This window comes from Autumnicola patrickiae (assembly GCF_031846525.1).
Taxonomy (GTDB): domain Bacteria; phylum Bacteroidota; class Bacteroidia; order Flavobacteriales; family Flavobacteriaceae; genus Autumnicola; species Autumnicola patrickiae.
Window position 1 is genome coordinate 1 of sequence record NZ_JAVRHM010000038.1, and the last position, 18,446, is coordinate 18,446.

The window sequence follows — 18,446 nt, forward strand, 5'->3', positions numbered from 1 at the left end:
TAATTATAAAAGCAAAAAATCCCGCGAAAAACTCGCGGGATTTTTTTATATAGTAGTAGTACTTCAGAGGAATTATTTCGCAATATTCACTGCTCTTGTCTCTCTTATTACTGTAACTTTTACCTGTCCCGGATATGTCATATCTGTCTGAATTTTTTGTGAAATTTCAAAAGAAAGATTGGATGCTTTTTCATCATTAACCCTTTCACTTTCCACAATCACCCGCAGTTCACGACCAGCCTGGATGGCATAAGCTTTTTTCACTCCGCCAAAACCAAATGCGATATCTTCAAGATCTTTTAGACGCTGAATGTAAGAATCCAGTACCTGCCTTCTTGCACCCGGTCTTGCACCGCTAATAGCATCACAAACCTGTACAATTGGAGAAAGTAAAGAAGTCATTTCCACCTCGTCGTGGTGAGCTCCAATAGCATTACAAACTTCCGGCTTTTCACCATATTTCTCTGCCCACTGCATTCCTAAAATAGCGTGAGGAACTTCTGTTTCTGTATCCGGCACTTTTCCTATATCGTGTAGAAGACCAGCTCTTTTTGCCAGTTTCGGGTTTAACCCGAGTTCTGCTGCCATTACTCCGCACAACTTGGCAACTTCCCTGGAATGCTGAAGCAGGTTCTGACCATAAGAAGAACGATACTTCATACGTCCTACGACCTTAATCAGCTCTGGATTTAATCCGTGAATTCCCAGGTCAATCACTGTACGTTTTCCAATATCTATGATTTCTTCATCGATTTGCTTCCGCGTTTTCTTCACGACTTCTTCAATACGCGCAGGGTGAATCCTGCCATCGGTCACCAGTTTATGCAATGATAAACGGGCAACTTCCCTTCTAACGGAATCAAAGCAGGAAAGAATAATCGCTTCCGGAGTATCATCTACAATAATTTCGACACCGGTAGCAGCTTCGATGGCTCGAATATTTCGTCCTTCCCGTCCAATAATTCTACCTTTAACATCGTCACTCTCCAGGTTAAAGACAGAAACGCAATTCTCTACCGCCTCTTCAGTACCAATTCTTTGGATTGTATTTATAATAATTTTCTTCGCTTCCTGTTGTGCGGTGAGCTTCGCTTCTTCTACAGTGTCTTGTATCATTGCCATAGCATCTGCTCTTGCCACATCTTTTAAAGATTCTGTAAGCTGTGCCTTGGCATCTTCAGCCGAAAGTCCTGAAATTACTTCTAACTGCTGAACTTTACTACTGTGAAGCTTATCAATTTCTTCCTGTTTTTTCTCCAGATAAGCTGTTCTGTGTTCGTAATCTGCTAATTTATCTTCAAGATCCTTGTTTAATTTTTTATTCTTGGCAATCTCTCCGGAAACCTGGGATTCTTTATCCCGAATACGTTTCTCTGCATCACTAATTTTCTTATCACGGCTAAGGATAACCTTTTCGTGCTCAGATTTAAGCTCAATAAATTTTTCTTTCGCCTGAAGGATTTTATCCTTCTTAATGCTTTCACCTTCGGCTTTTGCCTCTTTAATAATACTGGCAGCAGACTGTTCGGCATTTTTTATGGTTCCGGAAGCTTTTTTCCGCTCCATTGCTTTAGCGATTGCAAAACCAATGGCTATTCCCACCAACAGTCCTACAATGATCATTATAATTATTTCCATTTAGTTAAAATTTATGTATAAAAAAAGCCTGTATTAGTTGTGTTTTGGATTAAACTCCTTAAAATCAAGTTTAGGGCTAACAAGCTGATCAAGAATCCGCTCATCCCGATAAATCGGGAGCGGCGCGCTTTTACAACTTAGACTCACCCTCTTTAAAGAATCCGTGTTGAGTTTATCAAAAAATCACTAATACAGGCAGTAACCTATTTATTTAAAGAACTTAATTCGCTAAATGACTTTGTAACAAATCATTAAGTGATTTCAATTTATCTTCTGCTTCAAGCATTTCGGTAGACTTGTCTATGCCCTGCTGTTCAGTTTGGGCTGCAAACTGTAAAGCACACATAGCAAGCACATCCTGCTTATCCCTAACGGCATAACTCTGCTCAAATTGCTTGATCATAGCTTCGATTTTCTTTGCAGCCTTACGCAATCCCTCTTCCTGTTTTGGTTGAATGGTTAAAGGATATACACGATCTGCTATCGATATTTTGATCTTTAATTTATCGGCCATTGCTTTTAATTAGTCGGATAATTGCACAATACATTGGTCAATTTCCCTTATCAGACTATTTATCTTGAGCTTTGTTTCTCTTTTATAATCATTACTGCCCAGCATCGCATTTGCAGCCTTTAAAGATTGAATACGCTCTCCGGAATTTTCCAGTTCCTTTTTTAAGGCAGCGTTTTCAGATTTAACAGATGTCAATTCTTCCTGTAAAGAAGCCTGCACCTGCTTCATAACTTCATATTTGTGAAGCAACTTGCTGATCCTATTTTCAAGACTATCAACTATTTCCGTTAATTCACTCATAAAAGCTGGATATGATGCCAATCCCTACAAAGTTAGCATACCGTTTGAAATATCCCAATACTTTTAATTCTATTTTTAAAAAAACCGCCCATCAACCTTAATAAACTCAGGCAAAGCCGTTTAATTTTGCACAGAGTTTGATTATCTTTATCCCGCTATGAATTGCTTAAACAAATCTTATGAGGTTCTATTATCTACTTATCCTTTTTTCTATTTCATTAATTGCCCAATCCCAACCCCAGGTTCCTAAAGATTATTTTGAAAATCCGCTGGATGTCCCTCTTGTCCTTTCCGGAACTTTTGGAGAGTTAAGATCAAATCATTTCCACAGCGGTCTCGATATTAAAACCCAGCAACGGGAAGGGCTGGCGGTAAAATCTGCCGCACCGGGTCATGTTAGCCGAATTAAAATTCAGCATTATGGTTATGGGAAAGCGCTTTATATTCAGCATCCAAACGGTTACACCACAGTGTATGGTCACCTGCAGCGTTTTTCTCCGGAAATTGAAGCTTATGTCAAAAAGCACCAATATGCAAATGAGTCTTATGAAATTGAGCTTTTCCCTGAAGCGGGAGAACTTCAGGTTGAAAGCGGAGAACTTGTAGCTTACAGCGGTAATACCGGTGGCAGCGGAGGACTTCATTTGCATTTTGAAATAAGGGACGGCAGCCAAAGACCTATGAATCCAAAATTATTCGGAATAGAAGTTCAGGATAACAGAAAGCCCTTAATTAACGGACTCTTTGCTTATCCTATGGACGCAGATTCCCATATTAACCATTCCGCAGAAAGGCAGAGAATCAGGTTGATTCCCTTAAAAGACGGTACTTATACCACCGAAAAACTGAATGCCTGCGGGAAAGTTGGTTTTGGAATTTCTACGGTAGACCAGCAGGATATGGCTTCCAATCAAAACGGAGTTTATAAGATTGAAGCAAATCTTAATGGTGACAATGTTTTTCAGCTCAATTTTGACAGGTTTTCTTTTGCTGAAACGCGCCATCTTAATCAATTAATAGATTATGAATATTATACCAGCAACCGGTTGCGGGTTCAGAAATTGTTTGTGGAAGAGAGCAATCCCTTAAGCCTTTACGCGAATGTACAATCTGAAGGAAGATTGGACATCCAGGATGATTTGGATTACAACTACACCATAACAGTAACCGATTTTGCAGGAAATGAAAGTGTGATAAGAGTTCCTATTCAAGGGGAATTCAGCGAGAGCATTCAGCCTAAAAAGCTGGAAGAAACAGAATATTTTGTGCAGGCCAATCAATCGTTTTCTACAGAACAAAATGGTATAGATATTTATATTCCGAAAGGAAGTTTATACCAGGATAAATACCTGGATATTAGTTTTAATGGCAATACGGTAAATTTGCACAGGGACGATACTCCCATACATCAAAATATCACGATTGGCTTTGATGTAAGCAAATATGAAGCAGCAGAAAAGGAGAAAATGTTTATTGCCAAACTTGGTTACGGGAATCGTCCCAGCTATTCTTCAACTTATAAAAAGGGTGATCGTTTTACAACGGGAATCAGGACCTTTGGCAATTACACCCTGGCTTCAGATAACAATGCACCGTGGATAAGTCCGGTAAATTTTTCCAACGGCCAGTGGATCTCCAACAACAGCACTCTTAAAGTTAAAATAAGTGATGATCTTTCGGGAATTAAGAGTTACCGCGCTACAGTAAACGGCAAATTTATCCTGATGGAGTACGAATATAAAGACAACATGTTAACCCACGATTTTGCCGACGGTGCAGTTACAGAAACAGAAAACGATTTTAAATTGATCGTGACAGATAATGTTGGGAATGTGAATACTTATGAGGCGAAATTCTTTAAAAAATAATAGATGCTGAAAAATGGCAATTTTCGAGCTGCTATTTTTAAACCTCACAGGTTTTTAAAACCTGTGAGGTTTGCGTAGTGGCTGATTATAGCCTGACCTCCAAAATGGCAAATATCGACCTGTAAAAGTAATTTCCTGCTTTTAAAACTGATTATTGTCAGAAAAAGTAAGCCTTTAGGCAAAAATTTAATGCTGCGGAAGCGGAAATATAAAAATTTTGAAGTTCTGAAGGTTTAAGCGAGCCTTTTAAAATGCCAATTATCGAGCTGCTGTTTTTTAGATCTGTCAGGTTTTGGAAACCTGACAGATACTGGTGTAAAGGATACCTCTCGCCCACACCTAAAAATGGCAATTATCGGTTTCTGAAAAATTAAGCTTCAATAAATTCCTTCAGAACTTCCACCACGTAATCTATTTCTTCTGTTGTATTGTATTTTGAGAAACTGAAACGGATAGAAGGTTTAGCTAAATCTTCTTCAGGTAAAAATGCGCTTAAAACATGAGATTCTTTGCTGCTTCCGCTTTGGCAGGCACTTCCTTTAGAACATGCGATCCCTTTTAAATCCAGCTGAAACAACAGCATTAGTGCTTTTTCCGAAGAAACTGGAAGGCAGATGTTGATAAGTGTATAGGTACTGTTCTCGAGATCTTCGCAGTTGCCATTAAATTTTACACCCGGGATTTCACTTTTCAGGGTATCGACAAAATGACTTTTTAAAGCTAAAACTTCAGCTTTTTCTTCTTCAAGTTTATTGTACGAAATTTTGATTGCTTCCTCAAGACCCACAATATTGTGAACCCCTTCTGTTCCGGCACGATGCCCACGCTCCTGCTCTCCTCCAAAAATGAGAGGTTTAAGTCCGCTGTTTTTCCTGACGAACGTAAAACCCACACCTTTTGGTCCGTGAAATTTATGTGCACTGGCTGCTAAAAAATCTACCGGAATTTCCTTCAGATTAAGTTCATAATGTCCAACGGACTGAACAGTATCTGAATGAAAAAGTGCATTATTCGCTTTACATATTTCAGCGACCTTCTTCAAGTCAATTTTATTGCCAATTTCGTTATTCACGTGCATTAAACTCACCAGCGTTTTTTCTTCCGAAGCAGCCAATAAACGCTCCAGATCCTCAATGAGGATATTACCTTTTTTATCTAGCTTTACATAATCCACTTCTATTCCGAAGGATTTTTCCAACTGCTTTAAAGTATAAAGCACCGCATGATGTTCTATCCTGGATGTGATAATTCGCTTTACTCCAAGATCCCGAACTGCGCTGTTTAGCACCAGGTTATCGGCTTCTGTCCCCCCCGAAGTAAAAACAATTTCAGACGCAGATACATTTAATAAGGAGGCAACCGTTTTTCTTGCCTGTTCAATTAAGGTTTTCGATGACCGGCCATAACTATGTGTAGAAGAGGGGTTTCCGAAATTTTCTTTCATTACCACACTCATTCTGTCAATGACTTCGTCCCGGATTTGGGTGGTAGCTGCTGAGTCTAAATATACTTTTTTCATGGGGTGTAAAAATAACGGATTTTAAATTATTTAAAAGAAGCTTCCTCAGAAATCTATATTTCCTCTACTTTTGTTTTTGGAACATAAGCGAAAAGTTTTTGTTCCGGTTTTTAAAGTTTTGAAAAATGAAGAAGTTTTTTGTCCTGATATTAGTTACTTGTGCCATGATCTCCTGCGATAGTGGTGATATTATTGTTACTAGTTTTGATCTGGAAGATAGCCAATTGCAACTTTGCGGTCGTGAAACAAAAGTTCTATACGCAACAAATAGTGAGGATGTTTACGAGTCTATGTCGCTTTTACTTTCAGGAAGTGAGATAAGTTCTGAAGCTAATAGGTTAAGAACCGCTCCAGGATCTGTAGAATTAACTCTAAACAATACAAACCGTCTGGTTTATCGTATCTACAACGGCCCTCTTTCTACATCCAGCAGCAGTCCTTATTTTTGTAGTGAAATCCCACCCAGTGAACCGCGGGTTCTTGAAGAATACAAAAGTTCTTCCAGGGGAACTATTTCCATTAGAACAATTTTTAGGGATGAAACGAATGATGCAGATGCAGATGGCGATGGTATTTCTAACCTAAATGAAGGTTTTGATATAGAAAACGGACAACATTTAGATACTGATGGCGACGGTATTCCAGACTATCTGGATATAGACGATGATAATGATAATGTACCTACAAGATTGGAAACCAGTGCCAGCGGAGATCCCGTTGTTACTCTCAATGAACGTGACTACCGCGATACAGATGAAGATGGAATCCCTAACTATTTGGATCCAGATGATGATGGAGACGGCTCTCCCACCAGAAATGAAGTTAATGAAGAATTCAGGGATGCTCCACAGTTGTATCTTAATGCGGCAAATATTCCTTACTACCTTGATAGGCAGACTGCCATTTCTCTCGAAAATGATGAGTATCTGGAAAACGTAATATCGAGCAGGAGAATTAGAACTTACATCGAATTAAGTGAATTTTCTCTGATAAAACAGGATGGTAGTGGAGAAGAAATAAAATTTTCTGAATACAACCTGGGCTATTTTGATGAATCTATTGAAGTAGTTTATACAGGAGAAGAGGATAGTGATGAGGATGAAGAGGAAAATGAGGATGATAATACCGGTGAAGAAACTGAAGAAAGTGAAGAGGAAACGAATGATCAGGAAGAAGAGTGAAAATATAAACTAGCTTTTTACAGTCTGAAAAATATAAACTTCTGTAGCACCCAGCCCATATTTTTTAAAGTCGGCATCATAGAATTTCAAATTGGTATAACGGCCAAAGAGATAATCAAGTTCGGCTTTTAAAACACCTTCCCCTACTCCATGGATAAAAACTACCTTTTGTATACGTTTATCCATCGCAAATTCCAGCTGTCGCCGTGCAGTATCTAACTGAATATCCAGCATCTCATAGTTAGACAATCCTTTTGTAGATTTGGTAAGCTTGTGGATATGCAGGTCTACTTCCATGGGAGGAGCATTTCGCTCTTTGGGTTTTATACGCTGACTATTGTGCTTCTTCGGAATTTTTTTCTCCTCAAGAATCCGGTTAAAGTCCACATTTTCCTGAAAATCCTCGATAGGAGTTTCAATTTTAACCAGATCTGAAGCAGGAAACTCCATACTAAACCCCTCACTGGTTTCGATTTCAATCATATTACCATTGTTGCTTACTACGATACCTTCAAGATTATCGTCCAGCAATTCCACTTTATCTCCGGGTTTAAAGTCCATCTTATTCCTGGTTTTCGTCTTCTTTATGATCATCTTTTGTTGCCACCCAATGATTAGTAGCCCTATAAAGCCCGATCATAATTATAATTAAGCCGCCTATTTTAAAATACTGATTCGCATTTTCTGCAGCAATCGCGTAGATAAGGAGTCCGCCGCCAACTACGATTAATATTGTATTGATTACCTGCGAATTCCTGTTATTCATATAATCTATTCTGAAATTGGTGTTACCTTATAGTTGAGCAAAGTTATAAGTATTTATTTTCCCTGAAGCTGAGAAATAAATAAAATTGTTTTCAGAAAAGGTTTTAATCAAAGAAAGTAGAACTGTCGGAAAGTATTGCGCCTGGATACAGAAAAAATTAAAAAAATGAGAATGTCCTTCTAATTTACGTTCGGACTTTTCTTTTACATTCCAGAATTTGCCTGCTTAGCTTTTTCTCTTGCTGCCGGTTGTCTAATAAGGTTCGAACAAAAAATATGAACAATACAACAACTAAGGAAAATCCTGCCACTAAAATCATTATCTGCATGTCCATCCCAAATTATTTAAATTCATCATCTCCGTATTTCTCCAAATATAGAAAATACTTCTTCCTGCTGTACTGACCTTTAGCAATAGTTTAACCAACTTGACTATTCATTTAACAGCTGTGCAAGCATTTAATTCTGAATTTTACTGGAAAAATTAAATGCTTTGTGGCTTCTTATTTAATCGGAAACATTTCTAAAATACAGATTACTAATTTTTTACTACCTTTCTTATTGTTTTTCCAGATATGAAATTTGTACAACTTCTTCTTCTAATCCTCTTTTCCGGGATCTCTTATGGGCAATTGAGCATCTCGCCTTCTGCAACCGGAGATAGCTACATGTATGTGAATAATGAAGTGTTATTTGTTGAAGGTGAAATTCAATTAAAAAAAAATCATAATCCCAACAACCACTCAAATCTCTATTTAAGAAGCGAATCGCAACTAATGCAGGGGGAAAAGACGGTAAATAAAAATACTGGCGACGGAGTTATTTCTGTATTTCAGGAAGGTACTTCCAATGCTTTTGATTATAATTACTGGTCTCTCCCGGTTACCAACGTAAGTTCAGATAAATCTATAAGAGAGATTCTATATGAGCCACTGGATGAAATCAGAAGTCAGAAAGTACAGGTTACTTCCGAATTAAATGGTACAGCAGATCCACTTACTATTGCTAAACGCTGGCTGCATAAGTTTTCCGGATCAGATTATGTGGACTGGAGGTATATTGGAGATTATTTTGATCTCCTCCCCGGCGAAGGCTTTACCATGAAAGGAACGAACGGTACAAATACTGTTGCTATTAATGGTGTAGAAACCAATCCCGGAAATGCGCAGCGCTACGATTTTAGAGGCCGGCCCAATGACGGGGAGTATAAGGTGAAAATTATGGAATACCAGAGTTTACTTGTAGGTAATCCATATCCCTCTGCCATTCATTTAAGGCGTTTTTTATTTGATAATCCTAATACCACAGGAATTGCCTATTTCTGGGATTCCAAAGATAATGGACGCTCTCATTATTTATCAGATTACGAAGGAGGCTACGGCGCATATTCTCCCGGAGCCAATGCCTATGTGCCAGCAGTTTTTAAAAAATTCCATAACCAGGGAGAAATCAATAATGTTACGGGTGAAACAGGAGATATTATTCCGCGTGAATTCGCTCCTATCGCGCAGGGATTCATGCTTATTGGTAGTTCTGATGGTTATGTGACTTTTACAAACAAAGTCAGAGTTTTTAAAAAAGAGAACAGCGATAATTCGCGTTTTAAGAGTGTATCCCAAAATTTTAAGACTTCAGAAGTTACTCCAAATCTTCGTCTGGATGTAGAAATAAACAATTTATATACCCGACCTCTCATCCTCGCCTTTCGGGAAGATGCTACTATAAATGCAGATTGGGCTATGGATGCCATGACTTTAAACCGAATTTCTTCAGACGCCGGATGGTTTATTGATGAAGATTTTTACCTGATCAATGTAATGCCTTTTCCTGCTGAAGATAGGATTCCGCTAATCGTGAATATGGCTTCAGAAGGAGAAATAATATTCAGTTTAAATTCTACTAAAGCCTTTGAACCGGAAAAGATTTTCCTTTATGATTCAGAAAAGAATACTTCAACAGATCTGAAGGTAAATAGCTATAAAGTTTCTCTTCCAAAAGGTGAATATGTCCAACGATTTTTTCTCGGCTTAAAAATTCCTGAAGCAGCTTCAGAAGAAACGGAAGAAGAAAACCCTGCACCTCACAAAGAATTTCCTCTTAATACTCTTAATGAAGAAAAAACTCTTCCTGAAGCAGGAATTCAAATCCTTCAGAATAATGCAGAAAGCCTTCTTCAGGTAAAAATTGAAAAAGAGCAAACGATCGATCAGGTAAGCCTATTTGATCTTAAAGGCAGCAAAATATTCAGCCATAAGATAACAGGAAAGGATAAGGAATTCAGTTTTTCTACACACGGGCTCAGCGATGCGGTATATATTTTAAGGATCACCACTTCAGACAGGAAACAAATTAATAAAAAAGTAAGGATCAAAAAGCAACAATAATGGAAAAATACATGCTCCCATGTTTAAATAAAGAACTCTTTGGATTGGAGTGCTATGGATGTGGAGGACAGCGTGCGATGGCTTTGCTGCTGAAAGGGGATTTTGCAGCTGCTTTTCAAATGTTTCCGGCAATTTATCCATTATTATTTCTCCTGGGATTTCTAATTCTGAATCTTTTCTTTAAATTTAAACATGATTATACCGTAAAAATAGGGCTGATAATTTTTACTGCGGTTATCATGATTGTCAGTTATCTTTATAAAATCAACCAACTAATCAATTAATATTTTTTTTATGGAAAGAGAGCAATTACCAAACTCAACACTAGTCCTTATTTTTGGAATCCTTTCTATTTTTGGCTGTTGTTGCTACGGTGTTTTAGGAGCAATTTTTGGAGTTATGGCTATCGTAATGGCTAAAAGAGCGCAACAGGTCTACGAAACTAATCCAGAGCTATATACCGGTTATCAAAATGTAAAAACCGGAAAAATATTGGGGATTATTGGCCTAACTGTAAGTGTACTTTATATCGTGCTTATTATCGTGGTATTGATAATATATGGAGGAATTGAAGGCCTACAGGAAATGCAGGAACAAATTCTCAGGGAATCCGGAGCCTGGGAACAATAAAAAATCTTTAATTGTGAAATAAACCCCGCATGCAGCGGGGTTTTTAATGTAATAAAACGACAGCAAAATTTATTTTTCAAACTGCTCCAGTGTACTTGTAATAATATCTACACAATCTTTTAACTGCTCTTCGTTCATCACCAATGGTGGTGCAAAACGAATGATATTACCATGCGTTGGTTTCGCCAGCAGACCGTTTTCTTTTAAAGCTACACAAATATCCCAGGCAGTAGAACTATCAGGAGAGTCGTTTATAAGTATTGCATTTAAAAGTCCTTTACCCCGCACCTCGTTTACAATATTAGAATCCCTGATATAATCATCCAATAATCTTCGGAATAATCCGCCCAATTTCTCAGCATTTTCAGCAAGTTTCTCATCACGTATTACTTCCAGCGCTGCATGAGCGACCGCACAGGCCAAAGGATTCCCCCCAAAAGTAGAACCGTGCTGACCGGGTTTTATCACATTCATCACTTTATCATCTGCGAGAACGGCAGAAACAGGATACACCCCACCGGAAATTGCTTTCCCAAGGATAAGTATATCAGGTTTCACATTTTCGTGATCTACTGCAAGTAATTTTCCCGTACGGGCAATCCCTGTCTGGACTTCATCTGCAATAAACAGAACGTTATGTTTCTTGCAGAGCGCCTTTGTTCTTTCCAAATATCCTTCAGAAGGTACATAAACACCAGCTTCCCCCTGTATAGGTTCTACTAAAAATCCGGCAATATTCTCATTCTCTTCAAGAACTTTTTCCAGCGCGTCTACATCATCGTAAGGGATTTTAAGAAATCCGGGAGTGTAAGGTCCAAAATTCTTTCTTGCTCCTTCATCATTAGAAAAGGATATAATAGTAGTTGTTCTTCCGTGGAAGTTATTTTCGCAAACCACGATTTGAGCTTCAGTTTCCTTTACACCTTTGGTTTCGTACGCCCATTTTCTGGCAAGTTTAATGGCGGTTTCCACAGCCTCTGCACCGGTATTCATTGGCAGAAGTTTATCAAAGCCAAAATACTCAGTCGCATATTCTTCAAAGGGTCCTAAGACATCATTATGAAAGGCTCTTGAAGTCAGCGTTAATTTAGCAGCTTGTTGGGAAAGTGCATCGATAATCCTTGGGTGGCAATGCCCCTGGTTGACCGCAGAATACGCAGAGAGAAAATCGTAGTATTTATTTCCTTCAACATCCCAAACATGGACTCCCTCGCCTTTGCTCAAAACGGCTGGCAGCGGATGATAATTGTGCGCTCCATGCTTGTCTTCCAATTTAATCGCTTCTTGTGAAGATTTAATTTCCTTTAATGGCATTTTTAATTCTTTTATATCATTTACTTCTTCAATTCCTTCTTTTTCCGCTGAAAATTAACAGAAGCCGGAGAGAAATCATCCTGAATTTAAATCTTCGCAAATTACTAAATGTTTGCTGAAATTTTCAATGTGAGGTCTAATAAATCTTAGCTTTTATCCTATTTTTGCGGCATGGGCAGAAAGAAAAAAAACAAGTTATTTGAAGCTGTTGAAATTATAGATGCCGGCGCAAAGGGTAAAAGCATTGGTAAAGCGCCAGACGGGAAGGTAATTTTTATTAATAATGCCGTTCCCGGTGATGTGGCAGATATACAGACTATTAAAAAAAGGAAATCTTATTACCAGGGTACAGCGGTCAATTTTCATAAATATTCAAACAAGAGAGCTGAACCTGTTTGTCAGCATTTTGGCACCTGCGGAGGCTGCAAATGGCAATTTATGGATTACAAATATCAGCTGGAATACAAACAGCAGGAAATAGAAAACAACTTACGCCGGATTGGCAAAATAGAACTTCCGGAAACGACTCCTATTCTTGGCAGCAAAGAAATTTACTTCTACAGGAATAAAATGGAATTCTCTTTTAGTGACAGCAGATGGCTTACTTTGGAAGAGATCCAGAGCGGGAAAGATTTTGACAATAAAAATGCATTGGGTTTCCATATACCGGGAATGTGGGATAAGATCCTGGACATCAAAAAATGTCATTTACAGGAAGATCCCAGTAACGCTATCCGGAATTTTATAAAGATTTTTGCTACAGAGAATGAGATGCAATTCTTTAATGCGCGGGAGCAATCGGGCTTTTTGCGTACTTTAATGATTCGCACCTCTTCTACCGGTGAAATTATGGTGCTGCTTCAGCTTTTTGAAGAAGATAAAGAAAAGAGAGAGCTTTTGCTGGACAATATTATTGCAGAATTCCCTGAAATCACCTCACTTCAATACGTGAATAATTCCAAAGGAAATGACACTATTTATGATCAGGAGGTTATCTGTTACCATGGCCGCGACCATATTTTTGAAGAAATGGAAGGCCTTAAATTTAAAATAAATGCGAAATCGTTCTACCAGACGAATTCTGCACAGGCTTACGAATTGTATAAAATCACAAGAGATTTCGCCGATTTAAAAGGAGATGAAATTGTATATGATCTTTATACGGGAACTGGTACTATTGCACAGTTTGTGGCGGCAAAAGCAAAAAAAGTAATTGGTGTAGAAGCTGTGCCTGAAGCAATTAAAGATGCTAAAGAAAATGCCGAACGCAACAACATCGCAAATACAGAATTCTTTGCCGGGGATATGAGGAAAGTTTTTACCCGTGACTTCATCAATAAGCATGGCAATCCAGACGTCATAATTACAGACCCTCCAAGGGACGGGATGCACAAAGATGTTGTAGCCCAGATAATTGGTATATTGCCACAGCGAATCGTTTATGTAAGCTGTAATTCTGCCACACAGGCCCGGGATCTGGAAATGCTAAATGAATATTATAAAGTCACAAAAGTACAGCCGGTAGATATGTTCCCGCAGACATTTCACGTGGAGAATGTGGTATGTTTGGAAAGACGATAAAACCGGTACAGAAAGGAAAATGAAAACTTTTTTTCCACTGAACAATATAACAAACGAATGAAGACTTTTTATTCAGAAAGAATTTTTATCGCTTTGGCTACAATTCTGCTTTTTTCAGGATGCCAGCGGGATGATATTTGCCCTGCAAGTACTCAAACTACTTCGCTGCTCGTTATCAGTTTTTATGATATTGAAGACAGGGAAACTCCGCAGGGGCCATTAAACCTTCAAATTAAAGCTGCAGAAGACACCCTCGTTTTTCTGGAAAACGTTAATGAAGAAACTTATGCCATTCCTTTAAGAACAGATCAGGATATCACGACCTATGAATTTACTTATAATTATGCTGAAGAAGAGGATCCCGATAGCCCTGTAGAACAAAATAATACAGATATTATTGATTTTTTTTATGCCAGGGAGGAAGTCTATCTTAACAGAGCCTGCTCTTTTAAAGTTAATTATTCGGGATTAGATACCAGGATCGATCCTGGTGAAGATGGTGCCTGGATTCTGGATTATGTCATCGAACAAGAAGAAGTTGAAAATGAAAATAATACCCACATATCTTTTTATTATTAATATTATTCTGTTGTTGTCCTTTAATACGGGTACAGCACAAACAGAAGCACCTCAGGATAGTATTCAGTATAAAGAAAAATACGGATTGCGGGTTGGTGCAGATCTGAGTAAACTTTTACGCACAGTCCTGCAGGATGATTACCGTGGCTTCGAATTGGTAGGTGATTACCGCGTTTACGATAATTTTTATGCTGCTGCCGAAATTGGCAATGAGCAGATAACCTTTGATGAAGGCTTGATAAGGGCAACTTCCTCCGGCAGTTATGCAAAAATTGGAGCAGATTACAATGCATATGAAAACTGGCTGGATATGCAGAATAGCATCTTCGTGGGTATACGTTATGGTTTCGCCACCTTTTCACAAGAACTGGAAGAATATACCATATACACCACAACACCCTATTTTGGACCCGACACGAGAACTCCGGAAGATGGGGAAGCTACCGGTTTAACCGCCAATTGGGTTGAGTTAATGGCAGGGATAAAGGTAGAAGTACTCAAAAATCTGTTTCTTTCTGCCAACGTGCAACTTAAACGTCGTATAGGACAAAATACTCCTACCGGTTTCGATAATCTTAGCATTCCCGGCTTTAACCGCACCTATGATGAGAGCCAATTTGGTGTTGGTTATGGTTACACCATCTCCTATTTGCTGCCACTTTACAAAAAATAGTTCTCAGTTATAGCGAATCCGGTCTGTTTAAAATCGCTTTCAGCAGCACCACAGTCTGGAAAATTTCCCTGAAAAGGTCGATGCTCCAAAATGCCAATTATCGACCTCTGGAAAACTGATCCTCTAAAAAACACTTTCATTTCAGGATATCCATGCCGTCTTTAAACTCGGCTAAGCTTGATCCTGCTGTTTATGCACCTTCTTTGTGCCTTCGTAGATCTCGTATTTCAGAAGTTTCGATTCCAAAGCACCGTTATACATCTTTATCCTTCGTGAAGGTCGTAAACCAACGTGTTTAATTGCTTCCAGGTTAGAAGTGATAAACCACGCCTGCGTACCGGGGTAATTTTGTTTCAGGGTATCCCCAATTCTCTTATAAAATGCAGGCATATCGATCTCCAGACGCTCTCCGTAAGGCGGATTAAACACCATATGAAGATGCCTGTCAGTTTCTTTTTCACTTTCGAAGAAATCCTTTCTCTCTATTTTTATAAATTCTGAAAGGTTCGCATTTTCCACATTATCGATCGCTTTATGCACGGCTGAAGGTGAAGTGTCGTAACCTTTAATTGTAAAATGAAATTCACGGATTTTCTTTAAAACGGATTCTTCTATCTTCTCAAATAGATCTGCGTCCCAATCTTTCCATCTTTCAAAAGCGAATTCTTTTCGGTTTAGATTCGGCGGAATGTTACAGGCAATCATCGCCGCTTCTATTAAAATTGTTCCGCTACCACACATGGGATCCAAAAAATCACTCTGACCGTTCCAGCCAGACTGTAAAAGCATTCCTGCCGCAAGAACTTCGTTTATAGGTGCGATATTGGTCGCTGTTTTATAACCACGCTTGTGCAGAGACTGTCCGGAACTGTCAAAACTTACATCACAAAAGTTTCCTTCAATATGAATATTCAGGCGTAATGTGGGAAAATCAAGATCTACATCTGGCCTCTTGCCAAATTTGTCCCTAAATCTGTCTACAATGGCATCCTTGGTTTTTAAGGATATATATTTTGAGTGGGTAAAAGTTTCAGAATGTACGGTGGCATCTATCGCCAAAGTATCGTCCACATCCATAAATTCTTCCCAGGGCAGGGCGTAAATACTTTTGTAAAGATCCTCTTCAGAATATATTTTGAAGCTTTTATACGGTTTTAGAACCTTAATTGCTGTACGCAAGCAAAGATTTGCTTTATACATAAAGCCATTATCGCCAGTAAAACTAACGTTTCGCGTTCCTTCCTTTACATCCATCGCGCCAAGCTCCCTTAATTCCTTCGCCAGGAGAGGTTCAAAACCAAACATGGTTTTTGCGATCATCTTAAAGTTATTTCCCATATCACATTTTTAAAGAACCGCAAAAATACATTAATTTTGCCCATTATAATAATGCGTCCAAAGCTGAAAGTTTAAGCCCGGAACAGAACCAACTCTGAATAAATTAAATGATTTATATATTACCCTTACTTTCGGTTTTAGCAGGTTACATCATTTCATTATTTTTAAAACCCTCCTCCTCTACAGGATTTCAGTTGTTGCTTTCATTTAGTGGAGCATATCTGCTTTCTGTAACTGTTTTTGAACTGCTGCCAGAAGTTTATTCCAGTGATTCTTCAGAAGTTGGAGTGTTCATCATGCTGGGGCTTTTACTCCAGATCATCCTTGAATTTGTTTCCAAAGGGGTAGAACATGGCCACATGCACCACAATGACGACACAGGTACTTTTCCGCTTTTACTGCTTCTCAGTCTTAGTTTGCACGCACTTTTAGAAGGATTTCCTATTCACAATGGCGGACATTTATTGCACGGAGTGGTTATACACAAAATCCCCGTAGCGGCAATCCTTTCTGTTTTTCTAATAAGATCGAAGATGAGTAAAGCTAAAATTTTTCTGTTTTTGACGATCTTTGGGCTTATGACGCCAATTGGAAGCTGGCTGCAGGAAAATTTTGAAGTTCTTAATCAGTATTCAGTTTACATAAATGCAATGGTAATTGGAATCTTTTTACACGTTTCTACCACGATATTATTTGAATCTGCTAAGAATCATACTTTTAATGCTTCCAAATTGGCAATTGTAGTTTTGGGAATATTATTAGCTTATTTTATATAAATTACACTTTTCTAAACTTTTCTTCACAAAAAAGTATTTACAAAAATGTTTAGCAGGGAAGAATCAAAAAAACTGACTCAGGAATTCTGGACAACCTTCGGAAAGAAATATGAGCGACAATGGATTCTCTACAACACCAAAATTAAAGAAATCCAGATGAAATTCACGTTTGACAGGAAAATCGCGCAGGTTTCTCTGGATATTAGCTCTTCAGATCCTGTTATACAGGAATATTACTACGAAAAGCTGATTTCACTGAAGAAAATGCTTAAATCTGAATACCTGCCGCAAGCCCGCTTTGAAGAAAATTACCTCCTGCCTGAAGGAAAAACCGTTTCCCGCATTTATGTTCAGCTTGATAATGTGAGTATCCACAACAAAAATGACTGGCAACAGGTACAGGCATTTCTCGCCGAGAATATGCTGAAAATGGAAACTTTCTTCAGAGATTTTGAAGATTTTATTAGAAGCTGAAAAATCTCTCATTTCAGTAAATTCTTTCCTACTTCAGCTCTATCCATACCGGTACATGATCACTGGTTTTCTCCCATCCACGAACCTCTTTATCAATCCCACCATCAACAAGACTTTTATCCAACTGCGGACTCAGTAAAAAATGATCAATCCGCAAACCCGCGTCACGTTTAAAAGCGTTCCGGAAGTAATCGTAAAAAGTGTATATCTTTTCATCAGGATAAAGCTTTCGTATCGCATCGGTCCATCCCTGCTCTACCAGGTTTTTGAACGCCAGCCGCACTTCCGGCCTAAAAAGCGCATCATCCTGCCATCGTTCCGGTTTATAAACGTCTAAATTTGTTGGCATAACATTGTAATCACCGACTAATACTACCGGCGTATCCATTTCCAGAAGCTCTTTGGCACGTGAAGTCAGCCGTTCATACCAACGCAACTTATAATCAAATTTAGGTCCGGGAGCAGGATTTCCGTTAGGCAAATAAAGGCAGGCTATAAGTAAATCACCCACCAACGCTTCTAAATACCTGCTTTGGTGGTCATCAGGATCACCTGGAAGTCCGCGTGTTACTTCGTTTATCTCCAGATCCCTGGCCAGGATAGCAACCCCGTTCCATTGCTTTTGTCCATACCAGATGGTCCTGTATCCTGCCTCTTCAATAGCTTTCTTCGGAATTTTTTCGTCTGGAGCTTTTAATTCCTGAAGACATACAACATCAGGATTTTCAGATTCCAGCCAGCGGAGCAAAACCGGAAGCCTTGCATTAATTCCATTTACATTATAAGTAGCTATTTTCATAAAACCTCAAAGTAAATTTTACATTTCTCAATTTAAGATAAGGATAATGTCATTAATAAGAACTAATTTGATACAGGTTAATATTTTTTAAGGCAAAACAGAATATCTTTTAT

General features: G+C 38.5%; 19 protein-coding genes and 1 other RNA gene. 10 read left to right on the plus strand and 10 right to left on the minus strand.

Annotation, left to right across the window (positions count from 1 at the left end; translation table 11 throughout):
- Positions 1-72: 72 nt before the first annotated feature.
- From rny to RM549_RS18820, 4 genes are all read right to left on the minus strand, one after another.
- The gene (gene rny, locus RM549_RS18805) at positions 73-1,638 is read right to left on the minus strand and encodes a ribonuclease Y (protein WP_311687586.1); all 1,566 of its coding nucleotides are present in this window, start codon (positions 1,636-1,638) and stop codon (positions 73-75) included.
- Between the two features lie 51 nt (positions 1,639-1,689).
- A non-coding RNA gene (ssrS, locus tag RM549_RS18810) (6S RNA) lies at positions 1,690-1,810 on the minus strand.
- Positions 1,811-1,858: 48 nt separating this feature from the next.
- Positions 1,859-2,152, minus strand: a complete 294-nt coding sequence (locus tag RM549_RS18815; RefSeq protein WP_311687588.1) for a cell division protein ZapA — start codon at positions 2,150-2,152, stop codon at positions 1,859-1,861.
- Between the two features lie 9 nt (positions 2,153-2,161).
- Positions 2,162-2,452, minus strand: coding sequence for a hypothetical protein (locus RM549_RS18820; protein ID WP_311687590.1), 291 nt, complete (start codon positions 2,450-2,452; stop codon positions 2,162-2,164).
- Positions 2,453-2,631: 179 nt separating this feature from the next.
- On the opposite strand from RM549_RS18820, the gene RM549_RS18825 reads away from it, so the two are divergent.
- Entirely contained in the window at positions 2,632-4,320 is a 1,689-nt protein-coding gene (locus RM549_RS18825; protein ID WP_311687591.1) for a M23 family metallopeptidase, read from the plus strand.
- 370 nt (positions 4,321-4,690) lie between these two features.
- Here RM549_RS18825 and RM549_RS18830 read toward each other — a convergent pair whose 3' ends face one another.
- Entirely contained in the window at positions 4,691-5,839 is a 1,149-nt protein-coding gene (locus RM549_RS18830) for a cysteine desulfurase family protein (protein ID WP_311687593.1), read from the minus strand.
- A 125-nt stretch (positions 5,840-5,964) separates the two neighbouring features.
- Here RM549_RS18830 and RM549_RS18835 point away from each other — a divergent pair, with 125 nt between their 5' ends.
- On the plus strand, positions 5,965-7,020 hold the full coding sequence (locus tag RM549_RS18835) for a hypothetical protein (protein WP_311687595.1): 1,056 nt from the start codon (positions 5,965-5,967) through the stop codon (positions 7,018-7,020).
- Between the two features lie 9 nt (positions 7,021-7,029).
- Here the strand turns inward: RM549_RS18835 and RM549_RS18840 are convergent, their stop codons facing one another.
- Positions 7,030-7,581 carry a DUF8465 domain-containing protein gene (locus RM549_RS18840; protein WP_311687597.1) on the minus strand — a complete coding sequence of 184 codons (552 nt, stop codon included), beginning with the start codon at positions 7,579-7,581 and terminating at the stop codon, positions 7,030-7,032.
- Between the two features lies 1 nt (position 7,582).
- Positions 7,583-7,786 (minus strand): hypothetical protein, encoded by a 204-nt coding sequence (locus tag RM549_RS18845; protein WP_311687599.1) that lies wholly within the window; start codon positions 7,784-7,786, stop codon positions 7,583-7,585.
- A 574-nt stretch (positions 7,787-8,360) separates the two neighbouring features.
- Here RM549_RS18845 and RM549_RS18850 point away from each other — a divergent pair.
- From RM549_RS18850 to RM549_RS18860, 3 genes are read left to right on the plus strand one after another with little or no spacing between them, the layout of a single operon-like run.
- Positions 8,361-10,169 carry a DUF8693 domain-containing protein gene (locus RM549_RS18850; RefSeq protein WP_311687601.1) on the plus strand — a complete coding sequence of 603 codons (1,809 nt, stop codon included), beginning with the start codon at positions 8,361-8,363 and terminating at the stop codon, positions 10,167-10,169.
- A complete protein-coding gene (locus tag RM549_RS18855) occupies positions 10,169-10,453 on the plus strand; it encodes a DUF2752 domain-containing protein (protein WP_311687603.1) in 285 nt (94 codons plus the stop codon). Before RM549_RS18850 ends, RM549_RS18855 begins: the two co-directional genes overlap by 1 nt.
- 10 nt (positions 10,454-10,463) lie before the next feature.
- Complete coding sequence (locus RM549_RS18860) at positions 10,464-10,799, plus strand: CCC motif membrane protein (protein ID WP_311687605.1); 336 nt, start codon at positions 10,464-10,466, stop codon at positions 10,797-10,799.
- A 69-nt stretch (positions 10,800-10,868) separates the two neighbouring features.
- Here the strand turns inward: RM549_RS18860 and rocD are convergent, their stop codons facing one another.
- Positions 10,869-12,113, minus strand: coding sequence for an ornithine--oxo-acid transaminase (gene rocD, locus RM549_RS18865; RefSeq protein WP_311687606.1), 1,245 nt, complete (start codon positions 12,111-12,113; stop codon positions 10,869-10,871).
- Between the two features lie 171 nt (positions 12,114-12,284).
- Between rocD and rlmD the strand changes: the two genes are divergently transcribed.
- The 3 genes from rlmD to RM549_RS18880 are packed head-to-tail and all read left to right on the plus strand — an operon-like array spanning position 12,285 to position 14,946.
- Entirely contained in the window at positions 12,285-13,694 is a 1,410-nt protein-coding gene (gene rlmD / locus RM549_RS18870; protein WP_311687607.1) for a 23S rRNA (uracil(1939)-C(5))-methyltransferase RlmD, read from the plus strand.
- Between the two features lie 57 nt (positions 13,695-13,751).
- A complete protein-coding gene (locus tag RM549_RS18875) occupies positions 13,752-14,273 on the plus strand; it encodes a DUF6452 family protein (protein WP_311687609.1) in 522 nt (173 codons plus the stop codon).
- Positions 14,239-14,946: a DUF6048 family protein gene (locus RM549_RS18880; RefSeq protein WP_311687611.1), complete on the plus strand. Its 708-nt coding sequence runs from the start codon at positions 14,239-14,241 to the stop codon at positions 14,944-14,946. The genes RM549_RS18875 and RM549_RS18880 overlap by 35 nt, the downstream gene beginning before the upstream one ends.
- A gap of 171 nt (positions 14,947-15,117) precedes the next feature.
- On the opposite strand, the gene RM549_RS18885 is transcribed toward RM549_RS18880, so the two are convergent.
- Positions 15,118-16,284, minus strand: a complete 1,167-nt coding sequence (locus RM549_RS18885) for a THUMP domain-containing class I SAM-dependent RNA methyltransferase (RefSeq protein ID WP_311687613.1) — start codon at positions 16,282-16,284, stop codon at positions 15,118-15,120.
- A 107-nt stretch (positions 16,285-16,391) separates the two neighbouring features.
- Here RM549_RS18885 and RM549_RS18890 point away from each other — a divergent pair, with 107 nt between their 5' ends.
- Together RM549_RS18890 and RM549_RS18895 are read left to right on the plus strand one after the other, a co-directional pair.
- On the plus strand, positions 16,392-17,060 hold the full coding sequence (locus tag RM549_RS18890) for a ZIP family metal transporter (RefSeq protein WP_311687615.1): 669 nt from the start codon (positions 16,392-16,394) through the stop codon (positions 17,058-17,060).
- A 45-nt stretch (positions 17,061-17,105) separates the two neighbouring features.
- Positions 17,106-17,534, plus strand: a complete 429-nt coding sequence (locus RM549_RS18895; protein ID WP_311687617.1) for a DUF4268 domain-containing protein — start codon at positions 17,106-17,108, stop codon at positions 17,532-17,534.
- A gap of 28 nt (positions 17,535-17,562) precedes the next feature.
- On the opposite strand, the gene xth is transcribed toward RM549_RS18895, so the two are convergent.
- A complete protein-coding gene (gene xth / locus RM549_RS18900; protein WP_311687619.1) occupies positions 17,563-18,333 on the minus strand; it encodes an exodeoxyribonuclease III in 771 nt (256 codons plus the stop codon).
- Positions 18,334-18,446: the final 113 nt, after the last annotated feature.